This window comes from Rhizobium sophorae, assembly GCF_013087515.1.
GTDB lineage: Bacteria > Pseudomonadota > Alphaproteobacteria > Rhizobiales > Rhizobiaceae > Rhizobium > Rhizobium sophorae.
Genome location: NZ_JABFCN010000046.1, coordinates 168,655 through 185,023, shown reverse-complemented (window position 1 = coordinate 185,023; position 16,369 = coordinate 168,655). Strand labels below are relative to the sequence as shown.

Here is a 16,369-nt window from a genome sequence, read left to right as displayed (position 1 = left end):
AAACGTTCACCCGAGCATCCGCATCCTTCCGAGCCCGAGAATATCGTTGACGAGCGCGATGCCTATGCCCGCGGCGACGATTCCCAACCCGACAAGGAAAAGTCGGCGAGACCGATCATATTTGACGGCAAACAGGGAGTCGCGCGCCAGCAGATCGGCAAAGACCTTCACCTGGATGGCGATGCCCACGGTCAGGAACAGCATCGGCGGAATATCGATGCGGCTCCAGTCGTTGGGATTGGAAACCCAGACACTGATGAAATTGAGCGAGAAACCGAGAATGATCCCGGCCGCCGTCAGCGACCCGTTGCGAAACGTCGCATCGATCTTTTCGTCGGGGTCCGGCTGTGACATGGCTTCGGTTCCGCCTTGCTTCTGAGTAAGAAAGGCAGAAATCATGACCCGGAGCAAGATCGGCCTGACGTTGCCCCTCGCGGAAAACAGACGAAATGTCGCAGCCGCGCAAACCCGGTCACTCCGTCCACACCTCCTCCGCACGCTGCGTTACGGCAATTTCGGGCCAACACCGGCACCGATTTAATCGCACCCAAACAAACCGTTGCCCAAAAATCCAATAAATTCAATGAAAAAGCTTTGGCAACCGAAAGGTTGATGTGCATTGCCTCACGTCGTCAATCACACTCCTGCCCTGTCAAAACGTCGCTTTGACGCCTTGCGCAAATCAGCTTAGCCCAGAGGCTGCCCGCCCATGAAAGGCAGGCTTCACGACGAACTTTTCAAAGGAGGTTCCAGTGACCAGTGTTTCATCTCTCGGCAGCACAGTGACCCAGTACCAGTCTCCGCTGTCCAGCCTCGACAAGAACGGCGACGGCGTCATATCGGCGGACGAGTTGGCCGCCGCCTCGCAGTCCTCGACATCGGGCACGGCGTCGACCGACAGCGACGACAGCAGCACCGACATCGTCAAGAAGATCACCGCCGACATTCTGTCGCTGATGCTGTCCATGCAGAAGACCGATAGCAGCGACTATCAGGGCGACGGCAGCGATCAGAGCGACGACGATTCCAAGGGCGTCTTTGCCGCGATGGATACGAATGGCGACGGCAAGTTGACCGAGTCCGAATTCCTCGCCGCCGATCCGAACAGCATCAACACTTCAGGTGATAGCGATCCGCTCCTGACCAAAGTGCTGAGCGACATGCAGACGTCCCTTCAAGCCTACCGCAATACCTACGGCAATTCCGCCGCAGCAGGTGATTCCGCAGCCGACGACGTGGCTGCGGTCTAGCTGGCCAAGATCTGGGCCCTGCCGGGGGAGCCTCGATCCATCGATGCCGCACAAAAGCGTCCCGACGCGGCAATTGCCGCCGTCGCGGGCTGTGTCCGCAATTCGGAAATCATGCGCGAGCCTTCCCCATCCCTCCGTTCCATTTCAACACGAGAGCCGCCGTAAACTCTCGCAGTGGTTGCATTAGAGCACTCTGTTTTGACCACTTACTACCGCTAGTGCCAGAATTAACACTTGCGCGTCCGCGCCTGGAAATCCACTAGTTGATCCATTCAGTGTTCTTGGCGTCTTACACTGCAATAAAGCGAAGGGATTGGCCTTGATGAAAGCGCTGCTGCTCGTCGACATTCAAAACGGCTTCTGTCCGGGCGGCAATCTGCCGGTGCCGGAGGGCGACAAGGTGGTTCCCGTCGCAAACAGGCTGATCGACAGCGGCAAATACGACCTGATCGTCGCCTCGCAGGACTGGCATCCGCCGGGCCATGGCAGCTTCGCCTCCGCCCATCCGGGCGCCGCTCCTTTCGAGATGGGCCAACTGGCGGGCAAGCCCCAGATGATGTGGCCTGACCATTGCATCCAGGGCACGCTCGATGCCGAACTGCACCCAGAGCTCAAATCCGAAGAGATCGACCTGATCCAGCAGAAGGGCGAGAATCCCCATATCGACAGCTATTCGGCCTTCCGCGACAATGACCGCGATGCCTCGACTGGCCTTTCCGATTTCCTCGAGGATCAGGGCGTCACCGACCTCGACGTCTGCGGGCTGGCGACCGACTATTGCGTCAAGTTCTCCGCGCTCGACGCGCTGGATATGATGCCGGGTGTCCGCGTGCGCTTCATCGAGGATGCGAGCCGCGGCATAACGCCCGGAGGCGTCGCCGCCGCCATCGAGGAGATGCGGACGCATGGCATCGCGATCATCGACAGCGCCAAGGTCCTGGCAAGCTGATTGCGATCAGCGATAAAAGACAACGTGGCGGATGTCGGATCGGCACACGTCCATCCGTCCTTGGCTCTGAACACACCAATGATGAATCATGGGAGTTGAGAGATGAGAAAGCTTGTTACCGCAGCCTTCGTGAGCTTGGATGGCGTCATGCAGGCGCCGGGCGCGCCGCAGGAGGATCCGACCGGCGGCTTCACCCTTGGCGGCTGGACCGTCAATTACTGGGACGAGCCGATGGGCAAGTTCATGGACGGGATATTCAACGACCCCTTCGCCTTGCTGCTCGGCCGCAAGACCTACGAGATCTTCGCCGCGTACTGGCCCTTCGTCGGCGCAGACGATCCCATTGGAAAAGCCTTCAATGCCGCGACAAAATATGTCGCGACCACCTCGAAGGAGCCGCTCACCTGGGAAAATTCCTTTGCGCTGCGCGGCGATGTCGCCCCCGAAATCGCCCGCTTGAAGCAAGAGGACGGTCCCGACCTCCTGACGCAGGGCAGCAGTGGCCTGCTGCAAACCCTGCTGGCGCACGACCTGATCGATGAACTCCGGCTCCTGACCTTCCCACTCATCCTTGGCCCCGGGAAGCGCTTGTTCGGCAATGGCGCCAGGCCGGAGGCGCTGAAGCTCACGGCCAACTCGGTATCGACGACCGGCGTCATCATGAGCGTCTACGAGCGCGCGGGCGAGGTCAAAACCGGCAGTTTCGGAATGACGGAGCCTTCGGAAGCCGAAATCGCGCGCCGTGAACGGATGAAGCGCGAGGGCTGAGGCGGCGGTGGAGAGAGCGGAGGCCCGAAGAGCCTGCTGACGGGGCCTCCTATTTCATTACGTAGACGTCGTACGTCTCATCGCTTCCCGCGGTCGCGCCGAAGCGCTTGATGAGGCTTGTCGCGCTCTGGAAGGCAGAAATGTCTTCCGGCGTCAGAGACAACCGCCAAACGTAGCTTTCACGCAGGGAGACGGGCGCAGTAATCTGATCAAGCCGCTGCGAAAAAAGAATGACAACAGGCACATGCTCACTCTGCTGCAATCGATGTGCCGTTAGCAGAATATCGGCAAGGCTGAGCGAAAGCCGCGCGTTCGTTGTGTATCGTACGATGGCGCCGAACCGCTCCTCCCGCAGAAGATAGGTGCGATTGGAGACGTAATAGGGCAAGGCTTCCACGAGATAGTCGGGATCCGCCATGATGACCGCGTCCTTGAGATCAGGGCGCGATTGCATGAACGCACCGAAATCCTTGCTTCGGCTGAAGGGTATTTCAGCGACGAAGGCCTGATTGACCTTTTCGATGCCGGACACGACCTGTAGCGCCAGCAATATCGGGAAGCACAGACGGGCGAACCTTACGATACCGCCGGCAGCCTCGATGTCCGCAACGCCTGCCTCCTCGCGCTGAGAGCGCGGGCTCAAAGCAATGATGGCGATCATGAAAACCAGCCAGAGCGCCTGATGTCTGTATCCGCCGGGATAGACAAGCGTAAAAAGGAGCGAAAGCCCTAGAAGGACGAGTGCCGCTGCGATGATCGCCGGTCGCCGGTCCGCCAAGGCCAGCAGGCTGCCGTAGATGAGCACGGACATCAACGCTGCGAAAATATGGGACGCCAACGGATACGCCACGACCAATTCAAGGATGCTGTTGGGATAGAACGCCATGAAATGCGAGCTGGGCAGGGCAAGAGCACGAAGGGCAAGCAAGGCGAAATTCTCGCCGCTGAGATCGTTCTGCCCCGTATCGTTGAAAGTCGGATAGACTGTTGCGAAACAGAGAGCAATTCCAACCGCGGCAATGGCAGCGGCCGTCGCAAAGGCCCGATATTTCGTCAGAGGAGATCTCGGTCGCGCAAGAACCAGATCGAAGAACCAGTAGGCAAGGAAGCCGCCGACGAGTACGACCGAATGGACGTTGGTATTGGCCAGCAAGGCAAACAACAGGCCGAGCAATATCCCGTTGCGTGTTCCTTTCTCCCAGCTCAGGACGATAAGGAAAATCACCAGCATGCTGATGCCGTAATTTCGCGACATCGCGGCGTAGTCGAAAATCGCAAAGCTGCTGAACAGCGACAGCAGCATGACGGAAAGCGGCAATTTCAGCCTGAAAACAAGAAGATAGGCCGCCGCCGCCGCAACCGTCAGGGCGACGACCTTCAGGACGACAGGTGAGCCGACCACGACATAGGCGGCGCGCAGCAGGATATACCAGAGAGCAGGATGACCCTCGCCATGCATCTGGCGAAGCATATCGATGAAACTATCCCCCTGGAGGGCGAGTGATAATGCACGAACCTCGTCACGCCAGACCGTTTCGGACCAGCAAAGCGCAGACGCCAGCGCAAGCCAGACCATAAAGATCATCGCCTTGCCGAGCTTGGCGGATCGAGGTTCATCGATAGCAGATACAATCACGGCCAAATAACACGCAACCCGGTGAACGAAAGCGTCACGACCATATGGGCGCAGAAATAATTTGGCGTTAAGTGAGGGCCATTTTTTGATTTCAGGGGCGCTGAAGCATGTCACGCAAAACTGGGCAGCGGTTTAAACCCGACATGCGAATCTGAAAGATCGCGACGCGCGTTAGAATTTTTCCTCCCTCTCAAGAAGATGGATATCCTCCGCGACGTCGTCCATTCTCTGCAATAAGGCGGCCTGGGCATCTCTTAGCCCTCGATTGTAGAAATACGGGCCGATCTCCTCGGCGAAGAAGTCAAGCAGGAATTCAGCCGGCAATGCACCGATGGGATCGAGTTCCCGGTCGAAATAAGCGCGGATGCGCGAAACGATCTCAGCCTTTTCTTCCTTCGAAAATTCGATCTTCTTCATGTTTGCCTCTTTACCGAATGCGATCAGAACTTTGATGGTTCAGCGAAATCGATTGGTCAATCAATGAAATTCAATTGCCGTTGCAAGCCGTAGACCATAAGGGGAGACCTGAATTCCAACAGGAAATATCCCATGAATCGCGCCGACTTTGTTGAAGGTTTGCGGGGCGGCTCCGCCGTTGCGCTGGCATCGGCGCCCTTTGGTGCCCTGTTCGGAGCGCTTGCGGTCGAAAACGGCATGTCGCTGTCGGAAGCCGCCTTCATGAGCGCCACCGTCTATGCCGGCGCCAGCCAGATGGTCGGCATCGAACTCTTCGGTCACAATGTCCATGCCTGGCTGATCGTACTGTCGATCCTCGCCGTCAATTTCCGCCACGTGCTCTATTCGGCGGCGCTGGCGCGCTACATCGGCCATTTCACGCCGGTGCAGAAATTCTTCACCTTCTTCCTGCTCGTCGATCCGCAATTCGCCGAAGCGGTAAAGCGTGGCGAGTCCGGCCGGCAACTCACCTTCGCCTGGTATTTCGGCTTCGCCATCATCATCTACATTCCCTGGGTGCTGATCAGCGTCGCCGGCGGCATGCTCGGCGGCTTCATCGGCGATCCCAAGGCGATCGGCCTCGACATCCTGCTGCCGGCCTATTTCCTCGGCATCGTCCTCGGCTTCCGCAAGCGAGACAATTTCCTGCCCGTGGCGCTCGTCAGCGCAGTGGCTTCCGTACTCGCCTACCGCTATGTCGGCTCGCCCTGGCATGTCAGCCTCGGTGCTGCCGTCGGCATCCTGCTCGCCGCCGTGCTGCCTTTACCGCCGCAAGTGACTGATCTCGAAGCCGACGCCCTTAAATCCGAAGTGCACGAGGTCTGAGCCATGGAATTCGATCTTCATATGGCGCTCGTCATCCTCGCCGCAGCAGCCGCCACCTTCGCCACCCGCATCGGCGGCTATATCCTCATCACCCGAATGAAGAGCATCCCTCCGCGCATGGAGGCGGCGCTGAACGCCGTGCCGGCGGCCGTGCTGACGACGCTGGTCGCGCCCGCCTTCTTCATCGGCGGCTGGGAATCGAAGTTGGCGCTGATCGTCGCCCTCTTCATCGGCCTGCGCTTCAGCCATACATGGATGCTGGTCGCCGCCTGGATCGTCGTGATGACCTGGCGCCACACGATCGGCGCCTGAGCACGACGGCGCCGGCGCGTCGACGCCTCTATCAATATTCCAGCGGCAGCGTCGCGTTTTCGAGCCATGCCCTGACATCGTGATCGTGGATCAGCGGCATCAGCGCCTCACGCGTGCGGCGGTGATAATCGTTGAACCAGTGCAGCTGGTCATGGGTCAGAAGCTCCGGAATGACGAGGCTGCGGTCGATCGGGCAGAAAGTCAGCGTCTCGAAACCGAGCATCGGCGCATCGCCGCCCTCGATCTCTTCGGCCCCGCGCACATAGATCAGGTTCTCGATGCGGATGCCGAAGCTGCCCGGCCGGTAATAGCCGGGCTCGTTCGAAAGGATCATGCCGGGCAGCAGTTCCTGCGTCGAAAGCCTGGAGATGCGCTGCGGCCCCTCATGCACCGAGAGATAGGAGCCGACGCCGTGGCCTGTGCCATGGGCGAAATCGGCGCCGGCCCGCCACAGCGCGATGCGCGCCAGCGGATCGAGGTCGCAGCCGCGCGTGCCCTTCGGGAAACGCGCCGTGCTGATCTCTATCATCCCCTTCAGCACCAGCGTGAAGAAGCGCCGATGCTCTTCCGAAACAGTGCCAATGCCAACAGTGCGGGTGATGTCGGTCGTGCCGTTGATATATTGCGCGCCCGAATCGATCAGGAAGAGTTCGCCGGCCCCGATCATCCGGTTGGTCTCGGTCGTCACGCGGTAATGCATGATCGCCGCATGTTCGCCGGCGCCCGAAATCGTGTCGAAGGAAATATCCTTCAGCGGGTTCTGCATGCTCTGGCCGACGCGGGTGCGCGCCGCTTCGAGATGCTCGGCAGCAGCGATCTCGCTCACCGTGCCGGGCTTCGTCTGCGACAGCCAATAAAGGAATTCCACCATCGCCGCCCCGTCCTGTAGATGCGCGGCGGCAGAGCCGTTGATCTCGACGTCGTTCTTCACCGCGCGCGGTAACTTGGCGGGATCGGCGCCCTCCACCGCTTCGCCGCCCGCCTTGCGGATGATCTCGGCCAGGGCATAGGCGGCGATGTCAGGGTCGATCAGCACGCGGCCGCCATCCCGGGAAACGGCGGCGAGCTTTTCTTCCAGCGCCGATGGCGGCAGCTGGGTGCAGATCTGCGCGAGATAGGCCTCCGGCTCGATGCCGGTCTTGCGCTTGTCGAGGAAGATCTCGGCCCGGCCGTCTGCATGGATAATGGCGCGCGCCAGCGGATGCGGCGTATGCGGCACGTCGGCGCCGCGAATATTGAAGGTCCAGGCGACCGAAGAGGGATCGGCGATCAGCACCGCCGCAAGATTCTTCTTCGAAAGATCTGCGGCGATCGTCGCGATCTTCTCCCTCGCCAGCACGCCGGCCTGCGCGACGTTCTGGATGCTGACCGCACCAAGCGGCTCGGCCGGCCGGTCAGCCCAAAGCCTGTCGAGCGGATTGTGCGGTAGGAAGACCAGCGTGCCGCCGATCTCCGACAGCGCCCTTTCCAGACGGCGCACCTCGGCCCCGGCATGCAGCCAGGGGTCGATGCCGAGCCGCAGGCCCTTGGCTCCGTTTGCGGCAAGCCAGACATGCGGCGGTTCGTTGACGAGATCGCCACCCGAAAAGACCGAGCCGTCGACCTGTTCGGCAAGCTGCGTCACATAGCGTCCGTCGACGAAGACGATCGCCTGCGTGCGCAGGATCAGCGCAATGCCGGCCGAGCCGGTGAAGCCCGTCAGCCATGCCAAGCGCTCCGAACATGCGGGAACATATTCGCCGTTGAATTCATCGGCGCGCGGCACGAGGAAGGCGTCGATGCCGAGCGAATCGAAACCGGCGCGCAGCGCCGATACACGATCCCTGCCGAATTGCGGCGTGGAGGTAACCTCGAAAGACTGGAACATGCTGGAAACCCGAATGATTGAGACGAATCCGGTTAATGGGATGCCGGCCATGTTAGCGAAATTTCAACCGATGGGGAGAAAAAGCGACAAAACGAGTCGCCCCCCTGGGGCCGCTCAACATTTTGACAGAACTGTGACGCCAAAAGTTAATTTGGCACGCTTTATGCATTGGCCGCATGGCTCCCATGAGCGAAACCCTCTGCCTCCGCATTTCAGAATAGCTATATAAGCGTCATCGAACGGTTCGCGATGAACCTGTAACCAAAGGAATTCTTGAAATGACCGCCTCTCTCTCGCGCTTCGCATATAGCAGCCCGGTGCAGGCTGGCGAACGCCAGACCGTGCGTCACGTGATCGGCGCCCGCCGCCCGCAGAACGAGGACAGCCTCAAGCTGCTCGGCGCCGGCCAGCGGGCCACGCGCCACAAGGGCGCCCCCAGCTACGCGTTCTAAGCCTGAAAGCCAGTCCGTCTCCTCCCTCCCGGACCGGCCTATTGGAATGCAGTAGAGCCCGCTTGAGCGCTCCTCCCCTTGAGCTCGCGGGCATTGACCGGATAGACCGGTCGAAGGCGGTGCCATCGGCACCGCCTTTTTTGTTGTCTTCAACAAGGCTCACGGAGCGGCTCCGTTCCGATAAGGCGGTGCGGCACCAGGCACCGCCCTCTTCCCTGTGCTTGTCACAGGGATCCAGTGCGCCCCAGTCCTTGGGCGCGGCAAACTCTCTTCAAGCTCGTATGGAGTCATTCACCGCGCAGACGCGGTGGCCGGATCCCTGTGACGAGCACAGGGAAGAGGGTGGAAGGAGGCGCGTTGCCTCAAGCGACGCATACGTCGCAGGAGAAATCACCTGCTCACAGCCTTGAAAACTTAAGGCCGATCGAGATGGATGGTCACCCAGCCATTCCGCCAGATCGTCCTGACATGGCGAAGTCTCGCGCCACTATAGGCGGCAATCACCCTCCAGCGCTGCCCGGCAAGGATGCCGGAGAGAATGACCGATCCGCCAGGCGCAAGATGCGTCGCAAGCCTCGGCGCCATGCGGATCAGCGGCCGGGCGAGAATGTTGGCGATGATGAGATCGAAGGGACCATGCTCGGAAAAGGCCGTCGAATGAAAGCCCGGCGCGGTTCTGGTGACGATGCCCGAAGCGATACCGTTGCGGCGCACGTTCTCGGCCGCCACCTTCGTCGCGATCGGATCGATGTCGGTCGCCAGCACCGGTATGTTCCTGAGCTTGCGCACCGCAATCGCCAGTACGCCGCTGCCGGTGCCGAGATCGAGCGCGTTGCGGACTGGGCGCGAGCGCACCACGCTATCGATCACCTCGAGGCAGCCCGCCGTCGTGCCGTGATGGCCGGTGCCGAAGGCCTGGCCGGCATCGATCTCGATCGCGATGTCGCCGGGACGGACCTTGTCGCGGTCATGCGAACCATGCACCAGGAAGCGCCCTGCCCTGACGGGCTTCAGCCCCTCCAGCGATTTCACCACCCAGTCGACCTCGGGAATGACTTCCCGCTCCAGCACTGCTTGGGGAAAGGCAGTCGTCAGCGCCGTCTCGACGCGGGAACGCACTTCTGCCTCGTCCTCGGCCATCATATAGACCGAAGCTTCCCAGATATCCTTCTTCTCGTCGATCTCGGTGGTGCCGATGGCAAAGTCTTCTTCGCCGAAGACCGCGCTCAGAAGGTCGAGGATCTCCTCGGCCTTGCTTTCGGTCGTCGTCACGTAAAGGCGGATTTCACTCACGATAGGCGGTCTTTCCCGTTTCCGTTGCCCGCCACCGATCGAGCCAACGCCCCATCACGCTGAAGCTGTCACCCCTTGCTGACGAGATTCTCCAGCTTCTTTACCGCCGTGTCCGGGTTTTCGCCATAGGCGATCGTTCCGGAAAATCGCCCGGCCGAATCGAGCAGGAAGACCGACGCGGTGTGGTCCATCGTATAGTCGCCGTTCGGATCCTTCTCGTCGACCGGCACTTTCTTGGCGTAGACGCGGAACCCTTTGACGACCTCGGCGATCTTATCGGGCGCGCCCGAAATGCCAGTGATGCGCTTGGAAACATTGGAGACGTATTCGTTCATGATCTCAGGCGTGTCGCGTTCCGGATCAACGGTGACGAAATAGGCCTGCAGCTTATCGCCCTTCGGATCGACCTTCTCCATCCAGCCGTTCAGCTCGAAAAGCGTCGTCGGGCAGACTTCCGGGCAATGGGTGAAGCCAAAGAACAGCGCCGTCGGCTTGCCGCGCAGCGCCTCCTCGGTGATCGGCTGCCCGCTCTGGGAGACCAGGGTAAAGGGCACGCCGAAGGGAGCCTCCGCCACCACATTCCCCGATCTGTTGAGATAGTACGTAAACCCGCCGAGAAACCCGGCCAGTATCAGGACACCGACCCAGACGGCGATGCGGAATGTCTTCATTGGCATGATCCTCGATCCAGGCGGATGTGCCGCCCGCCACTGCTGGCGTGATTATAGCCTCGACCGGAGGCGCGCAATTCAAGAATATGTTTTCGAACCCGTGTTGAATTGTCTCACCGGCAGAAACTGCCACGGCAACGAAATCCGCCCTCAGGAATCTGCATGGATCAAAAATGCATGTGTTTGAATAGCTTACCTCTAAAGCGACGGGCAATCCGAAAATACATATCGTTAGGAAAGACTTAAGCCGTCACATCTATATTTAACGGCGGTTCTGCATCGCCTCTCCCGCTGGGGACAACTGGGAAGAATTCTGACCATGAACAACAACAACGCCATCAAGCAGTCGGGCGCTTATCTCGAAATCGTTTCGTTCCACCTGGGCGATCAGGAATTCTGCATCGACATCATGGCCATCCGCGAAATCCGCGGCTGGGCGCCGGTGACGCCGATGCCGCACACCCCGCCCTACGTCTTGGGTCTCATCAACCTGCGCGGTGCGGTGATCCCCGTTATCGACATGGCCTGCCGCCTCGGCATGAAGATGACCGAGCCCTCCGAGCGCTCGGCGATCATCGTCACCGACATCGCCGGCAAGCTGGTCGGCCTGCTGGTCGAGCAGGTTTCCGACATGATGACCATCAAGAGCGAAGACCTGCAGCCGCCGCCGGAAATCATCCCGGAAGCCCAGCGCGCCTTCTGCCGCGGCATCGTCGCGCTCGAAAAGACCATGGTCTGCTTCCTGAACCTCGACACGGTCATTGCCGACGAGCTGACACAGGCGGCCTGAGGAATACTCATATCTGGAATTCGAAGGCCCGGCTCGTCCGGGCCTTTATGTTTAGAGGATATGAAGCGGCCTGATCTCGCCAGGCAATATGGCACAGCCTCCACGACCCTCATCGCTGTGCTCGTCACAGGGATCCGGCCACCGCGCGTCTGCGCGGTGAACAACCCAGCTATTTAGGGAAATGAGCTTCCTACGCCCAAGGACTTGGGCGCGCTAGATCCCTGTGACAAGCACAGGGATTAGGGGGTTGGGGGAGACGGCCTGCCCTACTGCGGCTTCCCGTTCTTCCACACAACGTTCTGCCCGTAGAGCGGGATGGTCGAGATCGACATCTTCGCCGAACCGTCCGTCAGTTCGCGCGAATGGGCAAGATAGATCAGCGTGTCGTTGGTCTTGTCGTAGATGCGGTTCACGACCAGAGTCTTCCAGATCAGCGACATGCCCTGGCGGAAGACCTCGCTGCCATCCTTGGACAGGTCGATATTGCCGATCTCGATCGGCCCCGTCTGCCGGCAGGCAATGGAATTGTTGGACGGATCCTCGAACCAGTTGCCGTTCTTGAACCGGTCGATCAGGCTGCGGTCGAAATAGGTGACGTGGCAGGTGACGCCCTTGACGTCAGGGTCGGAGACCGCATCGACGATGATGTCGTTGCCGATCCAGTCGACCCCGACCTTGCCGACGACTTCGGCCGACGCAGTACCTGCGGAAAGGGCGGCGAAAGAGAAGGCGGCGAGGAGAAAATTGCGCAGTCTGGACATGGCGGCTCCCTGAATAATCCACATTCTAGATAAGCATGGACCCATGCTTTGCAAGAAATGCGGTTACGTGAGAACACTCAGCCCTTTCGGCAGGTGCAGGGCTCGTAGGCCTGCGCCGTCAGCCGACCTGGCTTCATGCCGATCAACGTCGGTATAGCGTGGACGGCATGGGCCTGGACCGCCCTTGCCATCTCGATTGCGGCCGCTGCGCAGACGGCGGCATCTTCGGCGGCGTTGTGGTGCACGAATCGCAGGCCCAGATGCTCTGCGATGAGGTTCAGCCGGTGCGAGAGGAAATGCGGCCAGATCCGCTGCGCCATCTTCAGGCTGCAGAGATAGGTAAGCTCCGGATAGGACTGCCGGTAGAGATCTAGGCTCGCCCGCCAGACGCTGAAATCGAAGGCGGCATTGTGGGCGATCATCGTCGCGCCCCGAAAATCCTCATGGAATTCGTCCATCACCTCGGGAAACTCCGGCGCATCTTCGACATGTTCCGGCCGGATGCCATGGATTGCAATGTTCATCCCGGAAAAACGCATCTGCCGTGGCCGGATCAGCCGCTCCTCGACTCGTGTCACCCTGCCCTCCTCGATCCAGGCAAGGCCGACGGAACAGGCGCTGCCGCGCTGTTCGTTCGCCGTCTCGAAGTCAATCGCGATAGTTTTCAATGCCGCAGTCCGAATCGTTTCTTCGGGAACAGGAATACCGCCCCGCTTCTAGCCGCGCAAATTCGACACGGCGCCCTGTTGACTTTTTAACCCGCATATCGAAACTTGTTGCCATGATCGGTTCCGTGACCATGGCAGCGCTTATTCATCACACCACGACCCTTGAAGGGTACGCGGGAGCGATGGCGCGTTAGCAGCGATCCGATCATCCCGAAAACCCTGCCGAGGCGAGCAGGGTTTCGGAAACCGGCTCTCCTCCCGACACTGATGGAGAGCATGAATGTCCGAAAACGAAGAGAATGAACCTCGCGGCCGAGCGCGCCTGCCGGATGGCGTCTTCGTGCGCGCCGTCCGCCTGTCCGATGCGGAGGAGATCACCAATCTCATAAATCTGCCGGGCTACCGGGCCGGCACCTTGCGGCCGCCGTACCAGCGGATCGAAGAGGTCCGCAAGTACATGGAAAATCCGTCGCCAGGCGCGCTCAACCTCGTCGTCACCCAGGACGGCAAAATCGTCGGCAATGGCGGCCTCAACCGTCTTTCCGGCCGCCGGCAGCACGTCGCCAGCATCGGCATGGGCGTGCATGACGATTTCACCGGCCGCGGCTTCGGACGGATCCTGCTCGGCGCGATGGTCGATGCTGCCGATGACTGGCTCGATATCAAACGGCTGGAACTGACTGTCTACACCGACAACGATGTCGCCATCGGCCTCTACCGGAAATTCGGCTTCGAGCAGGAAGGCCTGCTGAAGGCCTTCGGCTTTCGATCAGGAGCGTATGTCGACGCCTATACGATGGCACGGCTCAGGCTATGAGCGAGCGGGAGGCTGGCGGCTCGCCGTCAGCCCTTCACCCGCTGATCAGTGCCAGCCATTCATCCTCGTCCATCGTCTGCACGCCGAGTTCGCGCGCCTTGTCGAGCTTGGAGCCGGCGCCGGGGCCGGCAACGACGATGTCGGTCTTCTTCGAGACGGATCCCGCCACCTTGGCGCCGAGACTTTCCGCCCTCGCCTTCGCTTCGTCGCGGGTAAACTTTTCCAGCGAGCCGGTGAAAACCACGGTCTTGCCGGCGACCGGGCTGCCTGCCGTCGTCGGTTGTTCGGCCTCCTCGGGCGTCACTTCCTCAAGCAGTCGGGCAATCACCTCGACATTGCGCGGCTCCTTGTAGAATTCAACGATGGCGCGTGCCACGACCTCGCCGATACCCTCGATGGCGTTGAGATCGTTCCAGGCGTCACCGGCAAGCGCCTCGGCCTCCCGCATGCCCGTCTCAAAGGCAGCATAGGTGCCGTAGGAGCGCGCCAAGAGCTTCGCCGTGGTCTCGCCGACATGGCGGATGCCGAGCGCGTAGATGAAGCGGTGGAGCGCAATGCTGCGCCGTTCGCTGATCGCCGCATAGAGCTTTCCGACGCTGACCTTGCCGAAACCATCAATATTCTCCAGCTTGGTCAGCGATTGCTGCTGACGCTTCTCCAGCGTGAAGATATCGGGCGCAGTGCGGATCTGCAGCGACGCGTCCTCGTTTTCGAAGAAGAAGTCGATCTGCTTTGAACCGAGCCCTTCTATATCGAAGGCATTGCGCGAAACAAAGTGCTTCAGATGCTCCGTCGCCTGCGCCCTGCAGATGAAGCCGCCGGTGCAGCGGGTGACCGAATCGAGCTTACCGGTCTTCTCATGTCTTTCACGCACCGCATGCGAACCGCAGACCGGGCAGGTCTTCGGAAATTCATAGGGCCTGGCCTCGTCCGGCCGCTTCTCCATGACGACGTCGAGGACCTGCGGGATCACATCACCTGCGCGCTGCACGATGACGGTATCGCCGATGCGGATATCGTGCTCGTCGTCGCGGATGCGCTCGCCGCTATTGCCGATGCCCCTGATGTAATCCGCGTTGTGCAGCGTCGCATTGGTGACGACCACGCCACCGACGGTGATCGGCGTCAAACGTGCGACCGGTGTCAGGGCGCCGGTGCGGCCGACTTGGATGTCGATATTCTCGACGATCGTGAAAGCCTGCTCCGCCGGAAACTTGTGCGCCGTCGCCCAGCGCGGCGAACGCGAGCGGAAGCCGAGACGGGCCTGCAGCTCGAGACTGTCGACCTTGTAGACGACGCCGTCGATGTCGTAGTCGAGATCCGGGCGCTCGAGACCGATCTCGTCATAATGCGACAGGATGTCGGCGACCGAGTTCAATCGCTTCATCAGCGGATTGACGGGAAAACCCCAGTCCTTGAAGGTCTGCACCATCCCAAATTGCGTGTCGGCGGGCATTTCCGACATCTCGCCCCAGGCGTAGGCGAAGAATTTCAGCTTGCGGCTCGCCGTCACCTTGGCGTCGAGCTGGCGCAACGACCCGGCCGCGGTATTACGCGGATTGACATAGGTCTGCTTGCCCTCCGCCTCCATCTGCCGGTTCAGCGCCAGGAAGTCGCTCTTGGCCATATAGACTTCGCCGCGGATCTCGACGACAGCGGGCACGCCCTTAGGCAGTTCGTTGGGGATCTCGGCGATGGTTCGGATGTTTGCGGTGACGTTCTCGCCCGTCGTGCCGTCGCCGCGCGTTGCAGCTGTCACCAGCCTGCCGTTCTCGTAACGGATCGACATCGAGAGACCATCGATCTTCGGCTCGGCGGTAAAGGCGATCGACTGATCCGGCAGCCGGCCGAGGAAGCGATAGACGCCGGCGACGAAATCCTGCACGTCCTCCTGCGAGAAGGTGTTGTCGAGCGACAGCATCGGCCGCGCATGAACGACGGGCGAGAAAGTGACAGAGGGCGCTGCACCGACATGCCGCGATGGGCTGTCTTCGCGCATCAACTCGGGAAACCGCACTTCCAGCGCATCGTTGCGGCGCTTCAGCGCGTCGTAATCCGCATCCGAAATCTCCGGCTGGTCCTTGCCGTGGTAGAGCGCATCATGATGCGCAATCTCCTTTGCCAGCCGTTCAAGCTCGGCGGCAGCTTCTTCGATCGTCAACGTGTCGACGGCGGAACCTTCGGTGGACATGGAACATCACTCCAGAGAATCTGGTCAGAAAATCTGGATTGTTTTTAGAGCAAAATTGCCGGATGGAAAGAGAGGCTGCGGTCCTTCGAAAGGAAGATCGGTCTACCTGGCCTATTCCCAATCCTTGGCATTGCGCAGCCGGATGCCGCTGACATGCAGGCTGCTGTTCCAGAGACCCTTCAACGGCCGCAGGCTATCGACCACCCGAAGCTCCACCCCGCGCGGCCCAAACTCCTGATCGAGCCGCGAGATGGCGGTCCTCTTCATGGGAATGACGCATCTGCGGGACACCCACATGCCAGCATCACCCAGATCCTCGAAGCCCTCGGCCGGCATCTCGTAACGGTGGATCGTCTCCGCTTCGAGCCTTTCCAACCAATGGCGCTCGACGCAGGCGACGGCCCGCCAGTCGCCGAGCCAGTGCCGCCGTTCGACCTCCGGCGTATCGGCTGCCGCCCAGATCAGGATGCGGGGGCAATCACGCGGAAAGAGATACATGAAATCATGATCGGCATCGATTGCCCAGACGAGCGGACCGTTCAGCCATTCCCGGCCGGGCGCGCGGGCAGACGGGACGCGAACCGGACGTGGCTCGAACGCTACGATACCGGGATCGTCGCTGAAATGGAAAAGTCGCATGGCTTGAGCTCGCCGCCGATCGGG

The 16,369-nt window shown here is 60.6% G+C and carries 18 protein-coding genes; 8 read left to right on the top strand and 10 right to left on the bottom strand.

Going from position 1 to position 16,369, the window contains the following annotated elements:
* Positions 1-6: 6 nt before the first annotated feature.
* Positions 7-354, bottom strand: coding sequence for a hypothetical protein (locus G9X64_RS25210; RefSeq protein ID WP_171377590.1), 348 nt, complete (start codon positions 352-354; stop codon positions 7-9).
* Positions 355-752: 398 nt separating this feature from the next.
* Between G9X64_RS25210 and G9X64_RS25205 the strand changes: the two genes are divergently transcribed.
* The 3 genes from G9X64_RS25205 to G9X64_RS25195 all read left to right on the top strand — a co-directional run bounded on the left by G9X64_RS25205 (position 753) and on the right by G9X64_RS25195 (position 2,967).
* Positions 753-1,250 (top strand): EF-hand domain-containing protein, encoded by a 498-nt coding sequence (locus G9X64_RS25205; protein ID WP_168310008.1) that lies wholly within the window; start codon positions 753-755, stop codon positions 1,248-1,250.
* A gap of 322 nt (positions 1,251-1,572) precedes the next feature.
* A complete protein-coding gene (pncA, locus tag G9X64_RS25200; RefSeq protein WP_171377589.1) occupies positions 1,573-2,199 on the top strand; it encodes a bifunctional nicotinamidase/pyrazinamidase in 627 nt (208 codons plus the stop codon).
* A 102-nt stretch (positions 2,200-2,301) separates the two neighbouring features.
* Positions 2,302-2,967 (top strand): dihydrofolate reductase family protein, encoded by a 666-nt coding sequence (locus tag G9X64_RS25195; RefSeq protein ID WP_171377588.1) that lies wholly within the window; start codon positions 2,302-2,304, stop codon positions 2,965-2,967.
* A gap of 49 nt (positions 2,968-3,016) precedes the next feature.
* Here G9X64_RS25195 and G9X64_RS25190 read toward each other — a convergent pair whose 3' ends face one another.
* Both G9X64_RS25190 and G9X64_RS25185 read right to left on the bottom strand, forming a co-directional pair.
* A complete protein-coding gene (locus G9X64_RS25190; RefSeq protein ID WP_171377587.1) occupies positions 3,017-4,609 on the bottom strand; it encodes a hypothetical protein in 1,593 nt (530 codons plus the stop codon).
* Between the two features lie 165 nt (positions 4,610-4,774).
* Positions 4,775-5,020 (bottom strand): DUF2164 domain-containing protein, encoded by a 246-nt coding sequence (locus tag G9X64_RS25185; protein WP_033181033.1) that lies wholly within the window; start codon positions 5,018-5,020, stop codon positions 4,775-4,777.
* Between the two features lie 132 nt (positions 5,021-5,152).
* Here G9X64_RS25185 and G9X64_RS25180 point away from each other — a divergent pair, with 132 nt between their 5' ends.
* Together G9X64_RS25180 and G9X64_RS25175 are read left to right on the top strand one after the other, a co-directional pair.
* On the top strand, positions 5,153-5,884 hold the full coding sequence (locus tag G9X64_RS25180; protein WP_171377586.1) for an AzlC family ABC transporter permease: 732 nt from the start codon (positions 5,153-5,155) through the stop codon (positions 5,882-5,884).
* A 3-nt stretch (positions 5,885-5,887) separates the two neighbouring features.
* On the top strand, positions 5,888-6,196 hold the full coding sequence (locus tag G9X64_RS25175; RefSeq protein WP_168310003.1) for a branched-chain amino acid transport AzlD family protein: 309 nt from the start codon (positions 5,888-5,890) through the stop codon (positions 6,194-6,196).
* A 31-nt stretch (positions 6,197-6,227) separates the two neighbouring features.
* Here G9X64_RS25175 and G9X64_RS25170 read toward each other — a convergent pair whose 3' ends face one another.
* Positions 6,228-8,063, bottom strand: coding sequence for an aminopeptidase P family protein (locus tag G9X64_RS25170; protein ID WP_168310002.1), 1,836 nt, complete (start codon positions 8,061-8,063; stop codon positions 6,228-6,230).
* Between the two features lie 278 nt (positions 8,064-8,341).
* Between G9X64_RS25170 and G9X64_RS25165 the strand changes: the two genes are divergently transcribed.
* Complete coding sequence (locus G9X64_RS25165; protein ID WP_003541368.1) at positions 8,342-8,515, top strand: hypothetical protein; 174 nt, start codon at positions 8,342-8,344, stop codon at positions 8,513-8,515.
* Between the two features lie 414 nt (positions 8,516-8,929).
* On the opposite strand, the gene G9X64_RS25160 is transcribed toward G9X64_RS25165, so the two are convergent.
* Positions 8,930-9,808: a 50S ribosomal protein L11 methyltransferase gene (locus tag G9X64_RS25160; protein ID WP_168310001.1), complete on the bottom strand. Its 879-nt coding sequence runs from the start codon at positions 9,806-9,808 to the stop codon at positions 8,930-8,932.
* A 68-nt stretch (positions 9,809-9,876) separates the two neighbouring features.
* Positions 9,877-10,479 (bottom strand): SCO family protein, encoded by a 603-nt coding sequence (locus tag G9X64_RS25155; protein WP_168310000.1) that lies wholly within the window; start codon positions 10,477-10,479, stop codon positions 9,877-9,879.
* Positions 10,480-10,798: 319 nt separating this feature from the next.
* On the opposite strand from G9X64_RS25155, the gene G9X64_RS25150 reads away from it, so the two are divergent.
* The gene (locus G9X64_RS25150; protein WP_003541378.1) at positions 10,799-11,269 is read left to right on the top strand and encodes a chemotaxis protein CheW; all 471 of its coding nucleotides are present in this window, start codon (positions 10,799-10,801) and stop codon (positions 11,267-11,269) included.
* 266 nt (positions 11,270-11,535) lie between these two features.
* Here G9X64_RS25150 and G9X64_RS25145 read toward each other — a convergent pair whose 3' ends face one another.
* Both G9X64_RS25145 and G9X64_RS25140 read right to left on the bottom strand, forming a co-directional pair.
* The gene (locus G9X64_RS25145) at positions 11,536-12,030 is read right to left on the bottom strand and encodes a CreA family protein (protein ID WP_168309999.1); all 495 of its coding nucleotides are present in this window, start codon (positions 12,028-12,030) and stop codon (positions 11,536-11,538) included.
* Between the two features lie 77 nt (positions 12,031-12,107).
* The gene (locus G9X64_RS25140; RefSeq protein WP_168309998.1) at positions 12,108-12,698 is read right to left on the bottom strand and encodes a 3'-5' exonuclease; all 591 of its coding nucleotides are present in this window, start codon (positions 12,696-12,698) and stop codon (positions 12,108-12,110) included.
* Between the two features lie 280 nt (positions 12,699-12,978).
* Between G9X64_RS25140 and G9X64_RS25135 the strand changes: the two genes are divergently transcribed.
* Positions 12,979-13,515 carry a GNAT family N-acetyltransferase gene (locus G9X64_RS25135; protein ID WP_171377585.1) on the top strand — a complete coding sequence of 179 codons (537 nt, stop codon included), beginning with the start codon at positions 12,979-12,981 and terminating at the stop codon, positions 13,513-13,515.
* Between the two features lie 34 nt (positions 13,516-13,549).
* Here the strand turns inward: G9X64_RS25135 and ligA are convergent, their stop codons facing one another.
* On the bottom strand, positions 13,550-15,706 hold the full coding sequence (ligA, locus tag G9X64_RS25130) for an NAD-dependent DNA ligase LigA (protein ID WP_168309996.1): 2,157 nt from the start codon (positions 15,704-15,706) through the stop codon (positions 13,550-13,552).
* A gap of 111 nt (positions 15,707-15,817) precedes the next feature.
* The gene (locus G9X64_RS25125) at positions 15,818-16,345 is read right to left on the bottom strand and encodes a DUF6886 family protein (RefSeq protein WP_168309995.1); all 528 of its coding nucleotides are present in this window, start codon (positions 16,343-16,345) and stop codon (positions 15,818-15,820) included.
* Positions 16,346-16,369 lie beyond the last annotated feature (24 nt).